Source organism: Bacillus sp. JS (assembly GCF_000259365.1).
GTDB lineage: Bacteria > Bacillota > Bacilli > Bacillales > Bacillaceae > Bacillus > Bacillus stercoris.
Window position 1 is genome coordinate 3,363,576 of the sequence record NC_017743.1, and the last position, 19,690, is coordinate 3,383,265.

The following is a 19,690-nucleotide window of genomic DNA, read 5'->3' on the forward strand; positions in this document are numbered from 1 at the left end:
AATGAAGCAGCTCTCAAAAACGCGGACAGCTCTCCTGCTCGCATTTCTCGTCATCATGTGGGGCGTCAATTGGCCGCTGTCCAAAGCCGCGCTCGCCTATTCGCCGCCCTTATTATTCGCGGGCATCCGAACGCTGATCGGCGGGCTTTTATTAGTCATTGTCGCACTGCCGCGTTTTCATAAATTACGTTTAAAAGAAACGTGGCCGATTTATCTTGTTTCTGCACTTTTAAATATTACGTTATTCTACGGCCTGCAAACGATCGGGCTGAATTATCTTCCGGCCGGCCTGTTTTCTGCAATCGTCTTCTTTCAGCCTGTTCTGATGGGCGTATTTTCTTGGCTGTGGCTCGGCGAATCCATGTTTGTATTGAAAGTGATCGGGCTCATCCTCGGTTTTGCGGGAGTAGCCGTCATTAGTGCCGCGGGCTTTGGCGGGCATATTTCTGTCATTGGGGTTCTGCTGGCGCTTGGCTCCGCAATCAGCTGGGCGCTCGGAACAGTATATATGAAAAAAACAGGCAGCCGCGTCGATTCCATCTGGATGGTCGCCTTGCAGCTGACGATCGGCAGCGTGTTTCTGCTTATATCCGGCCTTTGGACAGAAAGCTTTTCCGCGATCCAATGGACAGCTCCGTTTATCACGAGCCTGCTGTTCATCTCTGTATTCGTTATCGCACTCGGTTGGCTTATCTTTTTTACACTTGTCGGTTCAGGAGAAGCAAGCAAGGTCGCATCTTATACGTTTTTGATTCCGCTCATATCGATCGTGGCCAGCTCCATTTTCCTGCATGAACCGCTCACCCTTAGCCTCTTGGCAGGGCTGCTGCTGATTGTCACAAGCATCTGTCTCGTGAATACAAAATCAAAAGCGCAGAAAGCAGCGGCGATTGGCATAAATGAGAAAGCTGCACAATAATAAAAACCCTCTTGCCGAATGCGGCGAGAGGGTTTCTTATTTACTGATGCTTGCGTCCTTTGACCAAATATGCAACGGTAATCAAAAGGTAGATCGCCGCAGTAATGCCGGTAATGACAATTGACGTTGTCATGACGACCCCGATCAGAATGGCGAGTAATGCCACAATCGCAAACCATGTCGTGTACGGGAACCATTTTACATAATAAGCCGGTTTTTCCGTTTGCTGTTTTCTCGATTTCAAATGAGCGAATCCGATGATCAGCCAAATGAATAAAACGGTATATCCCAATGATCCCATTAAATAATTAAATGTTTGGCTTCCTGCGAACAGAGAAATCAACACGCCAATATAGAGAGAAGAAGTGCACATCAGAATTGCAAACATCGGTACGTTTTTTGATGAAAGCTTCGAGAAGACCTTCGGAAGCCTTCCGTCACTTGCCTGTGTATACAAAATGCGTGATGATCCGTATAAACCTGAATTCATAGAAGAAATGATTGCCAGCAGGATAACTGCGTTCATGATATGATCAGCGCCCGGAATGCCTACCATTTTAAAGACCATCACGAAAGGACTTTCCGGAACGGAATTGACTTGGTTCCACGGAATCAGGCTGACGATGATGAAAAACGGCAGCAGGTAAAACGCGACAATCCGTGTCAGTGTGCTGCGGACAGCTTTCGGGACAACCTTTTCTGGATTTTTTGTTTCAGCAAGTGTCACTCCGATAATTTCTGTACCGCCGTAAGAGTAGATGACGACAAGCATCGCCGTAATCAGCCCTGTGCCGCCGTGCGGGAAAAACCCGCCGTGCTCTGTCAGGTTTGAAAATCCGGCAGCTGTATGATCACCGAATGATACGAATAAAAGCAATAACCCTAAAATAATAAAGACAATAATAACGGTAATCTTGATCATGGCCAGCCAATATTCAGTTTCGGCGAAGATTTTAACAGAAAGCAAGTTTACGATCGTGACGATAAGAGAAATCCCCAATGCCAGCACCCAGATCGGGCAGCCCGGGAGCCAGTATTGAATGAATATCGCAGCTACAACAGCTTCAGCCGCAATATTGAGCACCCACATTTTCCAGTATATCCAGTCCAAGAAATAAGCGGCGTAATTCCCCAATACCTGCTGGACAAGATCTCGGAAGGTTCTGGCGTTGCGGTTTCGAACAGCCATTTCCGCGAGCCCCTGCATAATAAACAGCAAAATAATTCCGCCGAGCAGGTAAGCGATAATGACAGATGGCCCTGCCACATCGATCGCTGAGCTGCTCCCCTTAAATAAACCTGCGCCGATTGCTCCGCCCAGCGCCATCATCATAATATGGCGGGACGTCATCGTGCGTTTTAACGTTTGATTGTCGTTTTTCATCCTCTTCTACCTCTCCTTCTCGTTTTCAAAAACAAAAAAGCCCGCCGCCCCTTATCTAATCGATAAAGAGACGACGAGCCTTCGGCTGACCGCGGTACCACTCTTGTTGATTCTTCATGAAGAATCCTGCTTTTGACCTGTAACGAAGGTTAGCCGTTAAAACATAGGGAATATTCAATCTATTCCGTTCCGTCTTACCACTCCCGGGCGAGTTCAAAGAAGAATCAGGCTGCGTCGCACCACCCCGCAGCTCTCTGTTCTGATTACTTTCTTTTACTGCTCCCAATCTATGCGTTTTAGTTTTCTGAAAAACTCAAATTTTATGATCTGAATATATTAACATAATATACGTGCTTCTCTTTTCCCTGTCAATAACTTCAGAGAAAAAAGAAACTGTTATTTTGTCCCTTTTTGAATGGCTTTCCAAAAGGATTCTGACTCGTTTCCTAATGCGTAGACTGAAACACCTGCTATTTTATATTGCTTTGCCAAATGGCTTTTCGTTTGAACGGTTTTTTCGTTTTCATACCACACGACATGTTTATGCTTCTTTTTGTCAACATAAGAAAACGTCATCGAACCTGCTTTTTTGTTGAATGCCGGCTTTGCTTTTTGCTTTTGGATGAGGGATTTGAGTTCATTCCATTCCCTCACAGAGCTTCCGCTTCCGTCTTTTACATCCCAGTCATAGCCGTATGCAGGGATGCCCATGATGACTTTATTGGCTTTGATCTTTTTGACTGAAAACTGCAGAGAGCTTTTGATCCAGTTTGTGCTTGCCACTGATCCTGGCTCACCCCAAATGCCGTGTTCGTCGTAGGTCATGACTTGTACGAAGTTGGCATATTTGCCGATTTTCGCATAATCATACGGCCAGCTCCAGTCATCATTTTTATCATCAGCGCTTTTGGCCGGAACGGATACCATTGTTTGAATATGTTTCTTTTTCAAAGCCTGTGAGACATCTTGAATAAAACGTGAGTATTTAGATCGGTCTTCTGGATTCACTGCTTCAAAATCGATATTGATACCGTAGTATGAGTGCTTTTTCGCCAAAGATATGAGCTGATCAGTGAATCGTTTTTTCGCTGTTTTATTACTCATGACCCGACTTGCCAAATCTCCATCAAAGTCATAAATGGCATCATTATAGTTTGAAATGACAGCCCATGTCTTGATTTTTTTCTTATTCGCATATGTCAGCTGCTTGCTCGGGGCATCGCCAATGATTTGTCCGTTTTTTTCAAACGCAAATGTATCGGTTGCGATGGCATTCATGTATGTATGATATTTCGTAAGAGAATTGTATGAAGCCGTATCCCCAGTCGTGTAGCCTAATGTCATACCGGCTGCCTTCGCTTCTCCTTTTGTATACATAAACAGAACAATCGCAATCGCCAGTGAAACCGCTATGATCAGCCATTTTTTCATCACATTTCCTCCTGTATCAAGTCATACTCTTCTCATCGGCCAAAAAATTGGAAGTTGAAGTTTTTTTCAAGCAAAAAGCCCGGCATATGCCTGCCGGGCTTTCTGAGTTTAGCGGTCAGAGACGAGAATATAGGCTGCCTTTACTGGCCCGTGCACTCCTACAACTAAATCCATTTCAATGTCGGCTGAGTTGCTCGGTCCGGTAATGTAGTTGATACATGAAGGAACAGTGACACCGTCCTCAATGTTTCGGCGGATAATATCACTAGCTTGTGTCATTCTTGGCACAATGCTTGATTTCGGCACGATCGCAATATAAGTCGTCGGCAGAAGGCTGACAGATCGGCCGATGTCTTTTGAGGAGAAGAGGACAACCGTCCCCGACTCAGCCAATGTAATTTCGCTGAATGTAATCCCTACATTGGCTTGCTCCGCTTTTTTGATATTTTCCTCGCCTTTGTCAGCATCCCACTCCCAGACTGGCGTTCCCTCGCTCGGCCAATCCCTGGTGAGCAGACTTTTCAGTCCGTATGCTTCAAAGCGGGTGTCCTTCGGAATGATGACAGGGCCTCCGGAGAAGCGGCTGACTTGCTCGCGCAGGGCATCGTAAAGGCCGGTTGAATCCGTTTCAATCAGCTCTGTATGGATTTTGACACAATGGTTTTTGAGCACTGTGACTAAGTCATCCGCTGAATATCCCTCAAGTGTTTTATATTGCGGCTGATGCGCCCACTCAGGAACTGCCACGCCTCCTGTTCTTCTTTCACGGCCAAGGCTAGATGCGATTCGGTTTAAAAAGCTCTCTTGATTCTGAATGGTTCCCTTCGTCATCACTGCTCCTCCTTCGTGCGTTCACTTGTTTCTCTGTCTGCAAACCAGTCTCTGAATCTCGATTTATGCGGTGCCGGGAAGTCGCGGATCTGTGTCCAGCTTTTGAGCGGGCCGGGACCCTTCGAAATTTTTTCGTCCTCTGTAAAAGGTGTCATGGCGGCCGGCGCCCATTTTGAGCCCATTTTGTATAGTGACAAGGAGGATGCGCCAAGTCCGAATGCTTTCATCGCAAGCTTTTCACTGATCGGCGCTCTGCCTTCTTTTTCGACGATGTTTTGGCGATGCTTGAGAAGGAGCTCGTGCAGCGGAATTTTGACCGGGCAGGCTTCTGTACAAGCAGCGCACAGTGAAGAAGCGTACGGCAGCTCCTTATAATCGTCATAACCGCCGAGCAATGGCGATAAAACCGCTCCGATCGGCCCCGAGTAGATTGAGCCGTATGAGTGTCCGCCGACATGGCGGTACACAGGGCAGACATTGATACAGGCGGCACAGCGGATACATTGCAGCACAGACTGGAATTCTGTTCCTAGGATGTTGGATCGTCCATTGTCAACGATGACAAGATGGAATTCTTCCGGACCATCCACTTCACCTTCCAGCTTCGGACCCGTTAATGCTGTAATATAACTTGTCAGCCGCTGTCCGACAGCACTTCTTGTCAGCATGCTGACAAGCACTTCAAATTCAGAAAATGACGGGACAATCCGTTCCATTCCCATGACGGTAATTTGTGTTTTCGGCAAGGTGCTCACAAGCCGTCCATTTCCTTCATTGGTCACAAGGCTGACAGAACCCGTGTCCGCAATGGCGAAGTTACAGCCGGTAATGCCGATATCCGCTTCCAGAAACTTTTTCCGGAGAATGGCACGCGCATGCATGACAAGCTCTTCCGGTTTTTCTGTATGTTGATAGTCCAGCCTTTCTTTAAACACATCGCGTATCTGCTCTTTATTTTTATGAAGGGCGGGCGCGACGATATGTGACGGCGGATCGTGATCATCAATCTGCAAAATATACTCGCCGAGGTCGGTTTCGACGACTTCACAGCCTTCCTTCTCCAGCACCTCATTCAGATTGATTTCCTCTGTAACCATTGATTTTGATTTTACGATTTTCTTCCCGTTCTTCTTTTGAATGACGTCGCGAATATAAGAAGACGCCTCTTCCGCTGTTTCCGCGAAATAGACATGTCCGCCTCTTTTCGCCACATTTTCGGCAAGCTGTCCGAGATAGAAATCAAGGTTTTCAAGGACATGCTGCCTGATTTCCTCTGATAAAGAGCGCCATTCCTCCCAGTTTCCCAGTTCTTCTGCCGCCTCTAGGCGCCGCGTCCGCAGACGCTCCTGTGCACCTGAAACAGCGCCTCTCATAAATTCATTATCAATCCCCTGTGATACCCGCTCTTTAAAAGCGTCAGTACCGATTTTCATCGCCATGATCCTTTCCCCCTCTGAATCCAGTTTTATCTGCTGTTGAGCACTTCGGCGATGTGCATCACTTTGACATTCTTATCTTTTCGGTCAAGCCGTCCCCCGATATTCATCAAACAGCCGCAGTCAGCACCGATCAGCACCTCTGCTCCCGTTTCCTCCACACATTCGACTTTTTCATCGACCATCTGCTCTGAAATCTGCGCCATTTTGACGGAGAACGTTCCTCCGAATCCGCAGCAGTTATGTTTGCCCGGAAGCTCTGTAAACTGCAGTCCCTTTACATGGCTCAACAGCTTCATCGGCTCCTCCCGAACCCCGAGCAGCCTTGTCATATGGCACGACGTATGTAAGGTCGCTTTTGTATGAAGGGTCGCGCCGACATCCTCTACCCCAAGGACGTTCACGATAAAATCTGTCAGTTCATACGTTTTATCCGCCAGCTTTTGCGCTTTATCGGCCCATTTCGGATCATCCGCAAACAAGTGCGGGTATTCCCGGAACATCGTTGTGCAGGAACCGGAAGGACTGACAACATATTCGGAATCCTGAAACGTTTCGATCATCCGTTTCATTGCTTTTTTGGCGTCATGTACATAGCCGCTGTTGTAAGCCGGCTGCCCGCAGCAAATCTGCCCCTCCGGAAAATCAACCTCGCACCCAAGCCGCTCCAGCAGCTCAACCGTTGCTTTTCCGACATTTGTTTGAAACATATCAACAAGACAAGTGACAAAAAGTGAGACTTTCATGATGAACCCCTCTCTCATCCCCAATATATGATCAGGTCATCTGATGACCTGAGTTAAAATAACTATATGAATATCGTACACTATTCTGATAATAGAAGGGAAGGGTTTTCTCGGGATATTTTCATTAGCGGGCATATCAAAAACACTCCTGATCTCCCAGGAGTGCAGTAAATGGTGAAAAGTATACGGTTAAATCCATCCCTTTTCCTCAGCAATGCTGGCGGCTTCTGTCCGATTTTTCGCATGAAGCTTTTGGATGATTTCTGAGATATAGTTTCGGACTGTGCCTTGAGATAAATAGAGCTCCAGCGTAATGTCTTTTGTTGTCTTGCCTAAAGCCGCAAGCCTCAGAATTTCTTGTTCTCTAACGGTTAGCGGATTTTCGTCTCGCATCATATTAAACGTCAGCTCGGGGCTGAAGACACGTTTTCCCTCTACACATTTTCGAATGGCATCGGCCAGATCGTCAATTTCTCCGTCTTTCAGCAGATAGCCATGTGCACCGGCTTTTACCGCACGTTCAAAATATCCGGGGCGGGCAAAAGTAGTTAAAATTATGAACTTGCTGACGCAGCCTTTTTTCATTAATTCCTCTGCCACATCCAGTCCGCTTCGAACCGGCATTTCAATGTCCATGATGCATACATCCGGCTCCAGCTTCAAAATAGCATGTAGCGCCTCTTCCCCGTTTAATGCTTGTCCGATGACTGTCATATCCTCTTCTAAATCAAGCAAAGATCCCAAAGCGCCTAAAAGCATTCGCTGGTCCTCAGCAATAAACAGACGAATCATTCTTTTCGTCCTCCAATCATTCTGCTTTTTTAATCAGCGGAATCGTCAGAGTCACAACCGTTCCGTTATGATCTGAAACTGTTAATCCCCCTTCAATGAGCATGAGCCGTTCTTCCATTCCCCGCAGGCCATTCCCAAAGGTTTTCTCCTTCGCTGCTCCCTTTCCGTCATCCCGTATCACGATCCTCATTTTGCCAGCAAACTGAGAAATGGTGATGGCGCAGTGAGTTGCTTTGCTGTGCTTGATGATGTTAGTCACGGCTTCCCGCATACACATACTGATAATATTTTGAGTGACGGGAGATATCGCTGAAAAGTCGTCGGCTCCTACGTATTGAAAGGTAATGTTCCCCGCCCTTAAAATGTGCTGAATGTTTACGAGCTCCTCTGTTATCGTGACCGTCCTCATATCAGAAACCAGCTCTCGGACTTGCTTGAGTGCGGCTCGCGAGCTGGTTTCCATTTCTTTTGCCTCATGCTTGGTCCGTTCTGGATCAGATGCAGCCAGCCGCTGAATGAGCTGGCTTTTTAATGTAAGCAGCGACAAGGTATGGCCAAGAGTATCGTGAAGATCACGGGCGATTCGAACACGCTCCTCTCTTTTAGAGAGTTCTTTTATCTGTTCGTTGGCTTGTGCCAGCTTAGCTTCAAGCTCAATTCTCCGAAACATAGAACGAATGCCGAATGGAGAAATGAGCATGATGACGAGAAACGGGAGAACAGAAAAAAGCTCCCGAAGCGTGACTGAATTCACGATAAATTGGTATAGGCATGGAAAAAGCAGGATAAAGATTAAAGCGCAGAACGCACGGTTAAAATTCGTTTTCTCTTTGTAATAACCAACAAAGTTTGCCGGGAAAAAACCTAAGTATATATAGGTGATATTGTAAAACACACTATATATCAAAATAACCGCCATTTGAACGATAAGCCAATATGTAAACGAAGCTCTGCCCACGCAGCAGAATAACTGGCGATATGCCGCGATAAATAGAAGCAGGATGCCATATCCAATGACCTGTTTGATGCCTGATTCTTTCAATAAAGAGAGGAACGGCATAATGGTGTACACCAGAAAGATATAAGGGAAAAACCCGAATTGCTTCGGGAAAATTGATATTGCCTTTTTCATGTATTACACCGCTTCTTGTTTTCTTCTAATATATTTAGATAGTAGCATGAAGAACATCATATAAGCGATTAATATCAGGATATTTTTCCAATCCGGACTCCCGCCCCGCACTAGTTCCCACGCGCCGCTCCCGAAATGATAAGACGGAAGCCACTGGCCAATGTTCTGCATCATGTCAGGCATGACCTCAAACGGCATCCACATCCCCCCGCCTAAAGCCAGCAGCATATAAAGCACATTACTGATTCCGGCCGCTGTTTCTACTTTTCTCATGAGGCCGATTAGTGTGCCTAATGCTAAAAAAGGCAATGCGCCAAACAAAATCCACAGTCCGCTCATCATCCATTCAAACGGTGACAAGGCAATGTCATTGATCATTGCGCCGAACAGAAAAATGACGGTAATCGATAAAACGTGAATGACACTTTGTCCGATCATCTGAGCTAATAAATAGATATGATCTGGAAGAGGCGTAAGGCGGATAAAGGCAGTCCAGCCTTGTGACCGTTCTTGAACCATACGGATGCCCAGTGTCATGATAGAGGAACCCATCACGCTGAAGACTGTCATTGACATTAAGTAATGGGCGTCCCATGCACGTTGGTCGGGAACGTTGGTATTCACTACATTGGTAAAGAGATAATAAAAGACTATTGGCATGATCAGCGACCAAAGCACAAAATACTTGTTCCTAAGCACCCTTTTCATTTCAGCTATGCTTTGCTTCTGCAGCATGTTCACTCACATCGCCTCCCTGTTTCCGTCAGCCAGCCGGCGAAATGCCTCATCGAGCGTCCCGTGTTCAATTCGAATATCCCGTGCTGGGATGTTTTCTTGAAAGATCAACGCCAACACTTTGTCTGTATTTGATGTTTGGATGATGATTCTTTGATGCCTGCGGAACACCCGCTCTACCTCCGGGTGCCGAGACAGCTTTTCCAACGATTCATCTGAATGGAGCGCAAAGGAAACAGACTGTTTTTGAATTCTTGAGCGGATTTGCATCGGCGAGTCATCAGCCACAAGCCGTCCATCAGCAAAAAATAAGATTCGCTGTGCGGCATCGTCTGCTTCCTGTAAATAATGCGTTGAAAAAATAATCGTTTTTCCTTGGTCCGACAGTCCGTGAATGGTCTGCCAGAATCGATGTCTTGATGAAGTGTCCATGCCGACTGTCGGTTCATCGAATATAAGCAGCTCAGGGTTCCCGGCAAGAGCCAAAGCAAAGCTTAAACGGCGTTTTTGTCCGTCGGATAATTTTTCTGCTTTTGTTTTCAAATCTTCTTTTGTGAGTGCTGTTAACGAAACGAGTTCGTTCAAGGACAATGGATTCGGATAATAGCTTCGAAAGAGTTCGAGAATTTCATTCACCTTGAGGCCCGGCATGACACTTACTTCCTGAAGCATCACGCCTATTTGTTCGCGAACCTGTTGATCATCGGGAACCCGGTTAAATAGTTTGATTTCTCCCTTAGTCGGTTTCAGCAATCCTAATATCATAGAGATGACAGTCGTCTTCCCTGCTCCATTCGGTCCGAGAATGGCTGCGATTTCTCCTTTTTTCATGCTGAAGCTGATGTTGTTTACAGCTGTTTTTTGCTGGAACTGTTTTGTCACGTTGCTTACTGATACTGCCTCATTCATCACATGAGCACCTCCTGATGGCTTACATTGATTGTAAAATGCCGGAGCAGCTGTTGTTAGTATGGGGTGTCATGATGATGGAGTGACAAATGTCATTTTCTTTCTCACCGTTAGTATCTAGGCAATCCTCCTGCATCTTCCAATTCATCCACCTTTTCTATCACCCATGTCCTCTTTCTTTTAAACTGCTATGACTTTCATAGAAAGATACACTTTTCAAAGCATGCGAGTGTTATGATAGACACATTGAACTTTATATTACTTTCCGGCTGAAAGGAGCCAATCATGAACGAAGCGATTTTGTCTAGAAATCATGTGAAGGTGAAAGGCAGCGGCAAAGCATCTATCATGTTCGCACCCGGTTTTGGATGCGATCAAAGCGTGTGGAATGCCGTAGCACCGGCCTTTGAAGAAGAGCACCGGGTCATTTTATTTGATTACGTCGGTTCGGGACATTCAGATTTGCGCGCATATGACCTGAATCGCTACCAGACACTTGACGGCTATGCCCAAGATGTCCTTGATGTTTGTGACGCTTTAGATCTGGAGGAAACCGTGTTTGTGGGGCACTCCGTCGGAGCCGTGATAGGGATGCTTGCATCCATCCGCCGCCCGGAGCTTTTTTCCCAACTGGTGATGGTAGGGCCTTCTCCTTGCTATTTGAATGATCCGCCTGAGTATTATGGAGGATTTGAAGAGGAGCAGCTCCTTGGTTTGCTGGAGATGATGGAGAAAAACTATATCGGTTGGGCAACTGTATTTGCGGCAACCGTTCTGAATCAGCCAGATCGGCCTGAAATTAAAGAAGAGCTGGAAAGCCGTTTTTGTTCTACTGACCCTGTCATTGCCCGCCAATTCGCAAAAGCGGCGTTTTTTTCTGATCACCGGGAAGATCTTTCGAAGGTAACGGTTCCATCTCTTATTCTCCAATGTGCAGATGATATCATCGCACCTGCAACAGTAGGTGATTATATGCATAAGCATCTGCCTTATAGCAGTCTGAAACAAATGGTGGCCCGCGGACATTGCCCTCATATGAGCCATCCAGATGAGACGATACAGCTGATCGGTGATTATTTAAAAGCTCACGTGTGATAGCGGAACAAAAAGGATAGAGGTGACCCTCTTAATGGACAAACAATTGAATGATGCACCATGCGGTTTCCTCACTTTGTCAGAAGAGGGGTCGATCATAGCTGCCAACCGTACCCTTATCAATATTCTGGATTATGAACCGGAGCAGGTTATCGGCCAGCATATGAATACGATGTTGACCATTCCCGCACAGCTTTTCTGCCAGCTTTATTTTTTTCCGCTTTTGAAATTGGAGCATCACATCGAAGAATTATACATTTCCCTGAAAGCAAGAGATGGAGAAGAAGTCCCCGTCCTTATCAATGCTATTGCGAGACACAGTAGCGGGGCCTCTGTCTTTGATTGTGTTCTTATTCCAATGCGAAAGCGAAATGAATATGAAAATGAGCTGCTGATAGCCAGAAATGAAGCTCAAGAAGCGTTGCTTGCCAAACAGAAAGCCAATGCGGAGTTAGAGATTGCCTTGGAAACGCTGAAAGCAAAACAAGAAGAACTTCTTGAGATCAATAAACAAAATCAACAATTTAAATTAAACACCAAAAGAGAGCTTGAACTCGCCAGAAAGATCCAGAAAAACTCGTTGACTGAACCGATTGTAAACGATCAGGTGCAGATTGACTCTTATTACAATGCATCGAGTGATTTGTCAGGGGATCTTTACGGATTCTATCAAATCGATGAACACCGTTACGGCATTATTATCCTTGATGTGATGGGGCACGGGATTTCATCGGCATTGATTACGATGTCACTTCATCCTTTGTTTCAGCGCCAGATCACGCAAGGTCTCAGTCCCGTTAATGTCATGAAAGAATTAGACCGGCACCTTCACAGCTTGTTTCAAAATGATGAGGAAGCAAGACATTATTGCACTGCTATTTATCTTGAGATTGATATAGCAAGGCAAAGCATTGATTATGTCAACGCAGGGCATCCGCCGGCACTATGGCAGGACGATAGCGGAACTCAACATCTGCTTCACGCGACCTCGCCTCCGATCGGGATGTTTGAAGACTTAGTGTTTCAGTCAAGCAGCCTTTCATATACGGATGGCGGGAGACTGCTTCTATATACGGATGGCGTGATGGATCCTACGGCTTCATGCTATTTATTTGATTTACTAAAAGAGCATCCTGATTCGCCGATCACTGACCTGAAGGAGAAAATCCTTACATCGCTCCAGCATCAAAAGGAAGCTCATCATAAGAGTGATGATGAATGTTTTATATTAGTGGATGTAAAATAAAATGATCCATGAGACATAACAATGATTTGTTACATCTCATGGATTTTTTTGTTTCAGCGTTTCTTTGGAATATGGCCTGATTCCGCATATTGAAACACTTGCAAGGAAGGCAGCGGATGACCATTAAAATCAAACAAAGCTTGATTATCTACAGCACTTCCCCCATACCACTTCCCGGCGTCCTCAGGATCGTATTCTGCGGCATAGCTTGAGGCCCACCCTGACCCGTATGTTTCCCATAACACTTTGTTTTTCTCTATCTGCGTCTTCGGCCCGACTGGAATCCACGCCGGCTCCCAATAGAAAACGCCAAGTCCTGCTTTGCCCGTATTCGCCACTGCCGCCATTACATCTCTTACTGCAGTTGCCTGGCCTTGAACAGAAATGGGATATGGCAGCGTCTGCCCGCTTTTTGGCGCTGTATTTCCATGCCCATCGCCATCCTCAGCGGTATAGGTGTACGACGTCTCCGCCACCATGACTTTTTTGCCGTACGTATCGGCAACAGCCTTCAGCACGGAGGTCAAATTTTGTAATGTGCCATGCCAGAAAGGATAATAGGAGCTCGCGAACACATCATAATCTACTTTGTTTTTGCTGAGTGTTTCTGCAATAAATGAATACCTTCCAGCCGTTTCAGGATTGGTAAAATGCAGGGCGACCAAAATGCCTGGATTTGTCTCCCTGACCGCTCGGCTTCCTTCATGAAATAATTGGCACATCTTCGTCCAATCGGTTTCGCCGGCAAATCCTCCTGTTGTTTCATTTCCGACCTGAACCATGCCGATGTCAACGCCTTCCTTGGTCATCTTTTGCAGACTTTGTTTCGTATACTCATAGAGCTTGGCTTTTTTTGCTTCAAAGCTGAGATTCGCCCAAGCTTTGGGCACCTTTTGTTTCGCGGGATCTGCCCAAAAATCAGAATAATGAAAGTCGGCAAGCACCTTCATTCCGTTCGCTGTCGCTCTTTTTCCGATTTCGATGGCTTTTTGAATATCATTGTTTCCCCCGCCATACCCATTGCCATTTGAATCATACGGGTTATTCCAGATGCGGACGCGAACATAGTTGACCCCAGCCTGTTTTAAAGTTGTAAAGATGTCCTGGCGTTTTCCGCTTGTATTGTAAAAGGTGACACCGCTGTTTTCCAAAGCAATAACGCTGGACACATCTGCCCCTTTAATAAAGTCTTTGTTCATTCCCTCTACTTTTTTAACAAAAAGATCCTCTGCCCGAAGCTCTGGCATATGCTTCTCCTTCTCAACGGCAGCGGCAGATCCCGGTGAACTGAATGCACTCCACACGATGGCAGCCGCTAAGCACATTTTCACTCCATTCCTCATGATTCCACCCCTCACGATTTAGTAAGCGTTTTCTAAAATGCAGAAAAAAGAATCCGCCCATATCGAGCGGAGCATCAGCCTAATGTGTGTTTACGACGATTCTTACTTCATACTTTTCCATCGTCAGGTCGCCTGACAATATGTCTCCTGTCATCATGTCCTTCACACTCTGCTCAAACGTGATCAGCTGTTTTTCTTCCGTAAAATTCATGACAAAAATATAATCATTGTCCTGATCCTGCCTCGCTTGTACGGAGACGCCTTTTCCGTGCCGAACCGGAAAAACAGGTGAAAGAGACAGGTCTGTGATCAGACCCTCATAGAAATCACGGTGAAATTGATCCTCCAAACGCGCGCCGATAAAATACGCCTTGCCCTGCTGATATTGATGGCTTGTGACAGCTGGCGTACGGGCGTAAAAATCCTCTTGATACACCGCTTCTGTTGAAGCAGTCTTTACATCAATCACGGTTGCATAATCCTTCATTTCGTATGTTTTGCCGCGGTAGCTGACAGCATTTCGATCCTTCGGATACAGCGTGTCAGTTTCAAGAGGCTCAATTCCGAAAATTGCTTGAAGATCCGGATGCCATCCGCCTGTGTATGTTAAGTCATGCTCATTCACAATTCCGCTGATATACGTCATGACTAAAGTGCCGCCATCAGCTGTAAACGCTTTTAAACGGGAAATGGTGTCCTCGCTGATTAAATAAAGCATCGGGACGATGAGCAGTTTATATGGTGAAAAGTCTTGTTCTTTCGTGATGACATCGACAGGGATATCGTGTTCCCAGAATGTGCGGTAATGCTGCTGAAGCGTTTGCGGATAACGTTTTGTCGCCTTCGCAAACCCCTGAGCATCCTCGAGCGCCCAATGATTTTCCCAGTCATATAAAATAGCGGTTTGTGCCGGCCTCTTCGTTCCGACAACCTCGGACAGCCGTTCCAATGTCTCGCCGACCTTGGCCACTTCTTGAAAGACGCGGTTCTTCGGGCTGTTGTCATGATCCACAACCGCCCCATGCAATTTTTCTGATGACCCGCGTGATTTGCGGTATTGGAAGTAGAGAACGCTGTCCGAGCCGTGGGCTATCATTTGCATAGATGACAGCAGATTCATGCCCGGGCGCTTCGCCTTATTGACGTTATGCCAATTGACCGCGCTTGGCGTACACTCCATTAATAAGAAAGGCTGCTGCTTCAAGCTTCGGTACAGGTCATTGATAAAGCCGACCTTCATCGCCAAATCAGCTGTGCTTTCCCAGTCATTGTGCCAGACAGGATAAGCGTCCCAGCTGATGGCATCGACATGTTTCGCAAATTTGCTGTAGTCGAGACCCTGATACGGAATTAAATCCGGTGTGTCAGCCATAAAGTTCGTTGTGATAGGGACATCAGGCGTCAGTTCTTTCAGCGGAACGATTTCATTTTCATAAAACGAAATCGTTTGATCGGTGACGAACCGGCGCCAGTCTAAGTTCAAGCCGTGCAAGCCGTTTTCACCGATCGGCGAAGGGCTTTCAATTTGTGACCAGTCATTGAATGTATGGCTCCAAAAAGGAGTCCACCACGCACGGTTCAATGTTTTGAGGCTGTTGTCGTATTTCGATTTCAGCCACTCCCTGAAAGCATGCTGGCATAGATCACAGTGGCAATCTCCCCCGTATTCGTTTGAAATGTGCCACATTAACAGCGCCGGGTGATTGCCGTATCGTTCTGCTAATAAGCGGTTGATGTGCCGAGTTTTTTCTCGATAGACTTTAGATGTGAGACAGTGATTGTGCCTTCCGCCGTGCAGCTGTTTGACGCGGGAGGCATTGACGCGCAAAACTTCCGGATAGGCTTGTGACAGCCAGGCCGGACGGGCTCCGCTCGGCGTTGCTAATATGACCCGGCCGCCTATACTGTGAATCCGCTCAAAAATATCATCCAGCCAGTCAAATTGATATACGCCCTCCTCCGGCTCAAGTGCGCTCCATGCAAAAATGCCGACAGAAAACGTATTCGTATGAGAAAGCTTCATCAGTTTGATATCGTCAGCTAAAATATCGGGCCGATCCAGCCACTGATCGGGGTTGTAGTCTCCCCCATGAAGCATAAAATTCGCTTCGGTTACGTGCGTTTTTTCAAGCTTTGACATCACATTCTCCTCCTTATTCTCTTAGCCCTTCGTTCCGCCTGCGGTTAATCCGGACACAAAATTCTTTTGCAGTATGATAAAGATGACGGCAACCGGAATGCTGATAAGCAAGGCTCCGGCCGCAAATGTCGTATAGCTGGCCCCCATAACATCATTCACTAAATTGAATAGGCCGACGGGCAATGTATATGATTCAGGCGTTCTCAATATCGTTGATGACAGCACAAAATCTCCGAGCGGTCCTGTAAAGCTGTTCATGGCCACCACTGCCGCCATCGGTTTTGATAATGGCAGAATGATTTGGAAGAAGATTCGGGTGCTGCTGGCCCCGTCAATCTTGGCGCTTTCGTCTAAATCCATCGGAATCGAATCCATGTACCCTTTCATCAAATACGTATTCATCGGGATCAGGCCGCCGATATAAAGCAAGATTAACAGCCAGTGGCTATTGATCATGCCCAAGATTTGCGCCAATACAAACAAAGCGATTAAAGCCGAAAACTGAGGAATCATTTGCAGCAATAAAAAGAGGGTTAAAGCGTATTTCCTCCCTTTGAACCGAAAGCGCGAAAACGCATAGGCCGTAAACGTCACACAGAGCAAAGACCCTGCCATTGTAAACAGGCTGATCTTCATTGAGTTGACATACCACTGCACATATTGAAGGCTTTCCTTGCCCGCAAATAATTCCTTGTAATGATCGAATGTCGGATGCTTCGGAATGATGGATGTACTGATTAAGCTGTTGCCGGGGTTAAAGCTTGCGCCTGCCGTCCAAAGGAGAGGATAAACAATGATGACCGCCATAAAGGCTAACAACAAGTAAGAGAAAAGGAGACGGAAATATTTTCTGACCTTCATATCTGCCAGCATGACTCATGCCTCCTCTTTAAAAGACTTTGTCTGTCTGAACTGCCATAATGCGATGGAGATGACAAACACAGATAATAAAATCGTTAAAGCCGCAGCAAGTGAATATTGACTGGACTGCATTGTCAACTTATAAATCCATGAAACTAGGATGTCTGTCCCGCCGGCTGTCGATCCGGTTACAGCCGGACCTCCGCCATTAAATAGATAGATAATATTAAAGTTATTAAAATTAAACGTAAACTGAGTAATGATAATCGGAGCCATGGCGATGAACACCATTGGAAGCGTAATGTATCTCAGCTTTGAAAAGACAGAAGCGCCATCAATCGTAGCTGCTTCATACAGATCGTCCGGGATGGATTGCAATACGCCTGTTGAGACGAGAAAGATGTACGGAAATCCGAGCCAGCCCTGCATGAGAATCAACGCAAGCCTCGACCAATTGGCATCTGTCATCCACGGAAGCGGATCTATCCCGAAGAAAGCCAAGATGTCGTGATTCATCGCACCAAAGCTATCATTAAACAGCCCCGCAAAAATTAAAATCGTCACAAAACCGGGAACGGCCCATGGCAAAATCAGTATCGTCCGGAAAAAGCGTTTAAACCGAAGGTCTTTCTGGTTGACAATGATCGCGAGAAAAATCCCCAAGCTGACTTGCAGTGTGGATGCAGCGAGTGTCCAAACCACCGTCCAAGCCAATACATCAAAAAAGGTCGACCTCCAAATATCAACTGTGAATATATTTGCGAACGTTTGAAAACCGACCCAATCAATTAATTTTGCAGGAGGAGAATGATACAAATCATAGTTTGTGAACGCTAATGCAAAGCTGAATAAAATGGGGAAGATCACGGCGAAAATTAAAATAAACAAAGATGGGCCGCTGACGACATAAGGATAGCCCTCAGAAATGATATGCCGGTATTGTTCTTTTAAGGAACTTAATGGCTTGTTTTCATCACGCTGCTTTCCGCTTTGAAACGCATCGCGAAGATTCACATAATACACCGCAAGGCCAAAGCAGGTCACGATGACAGCGATAATTCCTTCCGCCAGCAAGAAAACGGAATTATCCCGCGGCACTTCTGTTCCCAGTGTAAAGATTCCCCAAAACCCCATATTGAGCAGATCTCCAAAGACCACAAAAAACGATGCGCCTAAGAAAAGAAAGACAAAGCCTTTTATCCATTGCTTGTTATAAAATTGCCCGAGCCCCGGGATGATAGACAGCAACAAAGCGATTTGACGATGCTGCACCGTTTTCACCTCTCTTACAATACAAATCTAGCTTTCTCTTTATTTTCCGCTGTGCTTTGCCTTAATTTGTCCTTTGGCCGTTTCAGCTGCTTGATCCAATGCTTGTTTCGGATCCGCCTTCCCTGTTGCAACTGTCTGTAATGCTGAATCAGCCGGCGTCCATATTTCATTCATTTCCGGAATATTTGGTGTTGGCTCTGAGAAACGGGATTGTTCAGTAACAGCCCGTGCCGCCTCACTTTTCATAATAGCCGGGTCATTGGCTAGGGATTTCACAGCAGGAACTTCTTTCGTCTCTTCATATCGTGTTTTAGAATTTTTTTCATTTGCCAGGAATACGGCTAATTCTTGCGCCAGCTCCGCATTCTTTGAAAATGCGCTGACGTTGTAGCTTTTAACGCCGATAAAGGAACTCATGTTTTTCCCATTTTCCAGCTTCGGCAGTTTCGTAATGCCATAATTGATTCCTGCTTTCGAAAAGGCTTCTACATTCCATGGACCAGAAATGATCGCGGCGGCTTTTCCTTCTGTGAACAGTGATTCCAACACGTTAATCCCTTGTTCTCCAATAATGCCTGCCGGGAATAAGCCCTCTTTGTAAAACTTCTGCATCAGCGCCGCACCTTTGACAGCGCCTTCATTATTGATTCCAATGTCTGATGGGTTATAGCTGCCGTCTTTGTCCTTTCCAAAAATGTATCCGCCGTATCCGCTCATTACACTTTCCGCATAATAAATTTGATCGAATAAGGCTAAAAAGCCAAATTTGCTGCCATCAGCAGTCTTTTTGGAATAGTCGTACCACTCTTCCAGCGTTTTGGGCAATTCCTTTTCTGAGATGAGAGCTTTGTTGTAAAACAGCACAGTCGTTTCAACTGCTTTTGGCAGTCCATAAAGCTTTTGATCGACCATTTGAGACTGAATGGAAGCGTCAGTATAAAGTGATTGAACGTCTTTTTTGACATGTAATTCCTTGAGTAATCCTTCCGTGACAGCCGTTCCGATTTGGTCACCTGGCATTGTTAACACGTCAGGGCCTGTGCCGGCCGGTCCGTCCATTCGCAAATCTTCAATCTGCTTGGCATACGGTTTTTCAACGACTTTGACCTTCACATCGTGCTCTTTTTCAAACGCAGCCACGGCGTCTTTAATGCCGATGCTTTTTTCCTTATCCTCCCACACGACAAGCTCCGACCCTTTTGAACTCGATTTGGCGTTGCTGCTTTCCTTTGGGCCGCAAGCCGCCAAGGATAAACTGACAGCTGCGCAGAGCATGAGTACGGAACACCTTTTTGCCTTTTTCATTGATTGTCACCCTTTCGGTAGAAATGAAAGCGCTTTTAAAATAATATAGCACGCTTGAGAAAATGTGTAAACAAACTATTTACTACTTTAGGTAAATTATTTTACCTAATTAA

General features: G+C 46.0%; 17 protein-coding genes and 1 other annotated feature. Of the genes, 3 read left to right on the forward strand and 14 right to left on the reverse strand.

Features of this window, described 5'->3' with window-relative positions:
* The first annotated feature begins 1 nt into the window (after position 1).
* Complete coding sequence (locus tag MY9_RS17125; protein ID WP_014665423.1) at positions 2 to 919, forward strand: DMT family transporter; 918 nt, start codon at positions 2 to 4, stop codon at positions 917 to 919.
* Between the two features lie 40 nt (positions 920 to 959).
* Here MY9_RS17125 and MY9_RS17130 read toward each other — a convergent pair whose 3' ends face one another.
* The 9 genes from MY9_RS17130 to MY9_RS17170 all read right to left on the reverse strand — a co-directional run bounded on the left by MY9_RS17130 (position 960) and on the right by MY9_RS17170 (position 10,318).
* Positions 960 to 2,303, reverse strand: a complete 1,344-nt coding sequence (locus MY9_RS17130) for an amino acid permease (RefSeq protein WP_014665424.1) — start codon at positions 2,301 to 2,303, stop codon at positions 960 to 962.
* A 63-nt stretch (positions 2,304 to 2,366) separates the two neighbouring features.
* Positions 2,367 to 2,602 (reverse strand) — a binding site (T-box leader).
* A 97-nt stretch (positions 2,603 to 2,699) separates the two neighbouring features.
* Positions 2,700 to 3,734 (reverse strand): glycosyl hydrolase family 18 protein, encoded by a 1,035-nt coding sequence (locus MY9_RS17135; protein WP_014665425.1) that lies wholly within the window; start codon positions 3,732 to 3,734, stop codon positions 2,700 to 2,702.
* A 108-nt stretch (positions 3,735 to 3,842) separates the two neighbouring features.
* On the reverse strand, positions 3,843 to 4,565 hold the full coding sequence (gene lutC, locus MY9_RS17140) for a lactate utilization protein LutC (protein ID WP_014665426.1): 723 nt from the start codon (positions 4,563 to 4,565) through the stop codon (positions 3,843 to 3,845).
* A complete protein-coding gene (lutB, locus tag MY9_RS17145) occupies positions 4,565 to 6,004 on the reverse strand; it encodes a lactate utilization iron-sulfur protein LutB (RefSeq protein ID WP_014665427.1) in 1,440 nt (479 codons plus the stop codon). Before lutB ends, lutC begins: the two co-directional genes overlap by 1 nt.
* Before the next feature lie 26 nt (positions 6,005 to 6,030).
* Positions 6,031 to 6,747, reverse strand: coding sequence for a lactate utilization iron-sulfur protein LutA (gene lutA / locus MY9_RS17150; RefSeq protein ID WP_014665428.1), 717 nt, complete (start codon positions 6,745 to 6,747; stop codon positions 6,031 to 6,033).
* Positions 6,748 to 6,936: 189 nt separating this feature from the next.
* Positions 6,937 to 7,539, reverse strand: a complete 603-nt coding sequence (gene yvfU, locus MY9_RS17155) for a two-component system response regulator YvfU (RefSeq protein ID WP_014665429.1) — start codon at positions 7,537 to 7,539, stop codon at positions 6,937 to 6,939.
* Positions 7,540 to 7,555: 16 nt separating this feature from the next.
* Positions 7,556 to 8,671, reverse strand: a complete 1,116-nt coding sequence (yvfT, locus tag MY9_RS17160; protein ID WP_014665430.1) for a two-component system sensor histidine kinase YvfT — start codon at positions 8,669 to 8,671, stop codon at positions 7,556 to 7,558.
* A 3-nt stretch (positions 8,672 to 8,674) separates the two neighbouring features.
* Complete coding sequence (locus tag MY9_RS17165) at positions 8,675 to 9,412, reverse strand: ABC transporter permease (RefSeq protein ID WP_014665431.1); 738 nt, start codon at positions 9,410 to 9,412, stop codon at positions 8,675 to 8,677.
* Positions 9,413 to 10,318, reverse strand: a complete 906-nt coding sequence (locus tag MY9_RS17170) for an ABC transporter ATP-binding protein (RefSeq protein WP_081483644.1) — start codon at positions 10,316 to 10,318, stop codon at positions 9,413 to 9,415.
* Positions 10,319 to 10,600: 282 nt separating this feature from the next.
* Here MY9_RS17170 and rsbQ point away from each other — a divergent pair, with 282 nt between their 5' ends.
* Positions 10,601 to 11,410 carry a sigma factor SigB/phosphatase RsbP regulator RsbQ gene (gene rsbQ, locus MY9_RS17175; RefSeq protein ID WP_014665433.1) on the forward strand — a complete coding sequence of 270 codons (810 nt, stop codon included), beginning with the start codon at positions 10,601 to 10,603 and terminating at the stop codon, positions 11,408 to 11,410.
* A 34-nt stretch (positions 11,411 to 11,444) separates the two neighbouring features.
* Positions 11,445 to 12,656 (forward strand): phosphoserine phosphatase RsbP, encoded by a 1,212-nt coding sequence (rsbP, locus tag MY9_RS17180; RefSeq protein ID WP_014665434.1) that lies wholly within the window; start codon positions 11,445 to 11,447, stop codon positions 12,654 to 12,656.
* 53 nt (positions 12,657 to 12,709) lie between these two features.
* Here the strand turns inward: rsbP and ganB are convergent, their stop codons facing one another.
* From ganB to ganS, 5 genes are all read right to left on the reverse strand, one after another.
* A complete protein-coding gene (ganB, locus tag MY9_RS17185; protein WP_014665435.1) occupies positions 12,710 to 13,999 on the reverse strand; it encodes an arabinogalactan endo-beta-1,4-galactanase in 1,290 nt (429 codons plus the stop codon).
* A gap of 79 nt (positions 14,000 to 14,078) precedes the next feature.
* Positions 14,079 to 16,142, reverse strand: coding sequence for a beta-galactosidase GanA (gene ganA / locus MY9_RS17190; RefSeq protein ID WP_081483645.1), 2,064 nt, complete (start codon positions 16,140 to 16,142; stop codon positions 14,079 to 14,081).
* Positions 16,143 to 16,160: 18 nt separating this feature from the next.
* The gene (gene ganQ / locus MY9_RS17195) at positions 16,161 to 17,012 is read right to left on the reverse strand and encodes an arabinogalactan oligomer ABC transporter permease GanQ (protein ID WP_014665437.1); all 852 of its coding nucleotides are present in this window, start codon (positions 17,010 to 17,012) and stop codon (positions 16,161 to 16,163) included.
* Positions 17,013 to 17,015: 3 nt separating this feature from the next.
* A complete protein-coding gene (ganP, locus tag MY9_RS17200) occupies positions 17,016 to 18,272 on the reverse strand; it encodes an arabinogalactan oligomer ABC transporter permease GanP (RefSeq protein ID WP_014665438.1) in 1,257 nt (418 codons plus the stop codon).
* A gap of 39 nt (positions 18,273 to 18,311) precedes the next feature.
* A complete protein-coding gene (ganS, locus tag MY9_RS17205) occupies positions 18,312 to 19,577 on the reverse strand; it encodes an arabinogalactan oligomer ABC transporter substrate-binding protein GanS (RefSeq protein WP_014665439.1) in 1,266 nt (421 codons plus the stop codon).
* Positions 19,578 to 19,690 lie beyond the last annotated feature (113 nt).

Coding starts and splice junctions, on each gene's coding strand:
- MY9_RS17125 (WP_014665423.1), top strand. CDS start 2: ATGAAGCAGCTCTCAAAAACGCGGACAGCTCTCCTGCTCGCATTTCTC.
- MY9_RS17130 (WP_014665424.1), bottom strand. CDS start 2,303: ATGAAAAACGACAATCAAACGTTAAAACGCACGATGACGTCCCGCCAT.
- MY9_RS17135 (WP_014665425.1), bottom strand. CDS start 3,734: ATGAAAAAATGGCTGATCATAGCGGTTTCACTGGCGATTGCGATTGTT.
- lutC (WP_014665426.1), bottom strand. CDS start 4,565: ATGACGAAGGGAACCATTCAGAATCAAGAGAGCTTTTTAAACCGAATC.
- lutB (WP_014665427.1), bottom strand. CDS start 6,004: ATGGCGATGAAAATCGGTACTGACGCTTTTAAAGAGCGGGTATCACAG.
- lutA (WP_014665428.1), bottom strand. CDS start 6,747: ATGAAAGTCTCACTTTTTGTCACTTGTCTTGTTGATATGTTTCAAACA.
- yvfU (WP_014665429.1), bottom strand. CDS start 7,539: ATGATTCGTCTGTTTATTGCTGAGGACCAGCGAATGCTTTTAGGCGCT.
- yvfT (WP_014665430.1), bottom strand. CDS start 8,671: ATGAAAAAGGCAATATCAATTTTCCCGAAGCAATTCGGGTTTTTCCCT.
- rsbQ (WP_014665433.1), top strand. CDS start 10,601: ATGAACGAAGCGATTTTGTCTAGAAATCATGTGAAGGTGAAAGGCAGC.
- rsbP (WP_014665434.1), top strand. CDS start 11,445: ATGGACAAACAATTGAATGATGCACCATGCGGTTTCCTCACTTTGTCA.
- ganB (WP_014665435.1), bottom strand. CDS start 13,999: ATGAGGAATGGAGTGAAAATGTGCTTAGCGGCTGCCATCGTGTGGAGT.
- ganQ (WP_014665437.1), bottom strand. CDS start 17,012: ATGCTGGCAGATATGAAGGTCAGAAAATATTTCCGTCTCCTTTTCTCT.
- ganS (WP_014665439.1), bottom strand. CDS start 19,577: ATGAAAAAGGCAAAAAGGTGTTCCGTACTCATGCTCTGCGCAGCTGTC.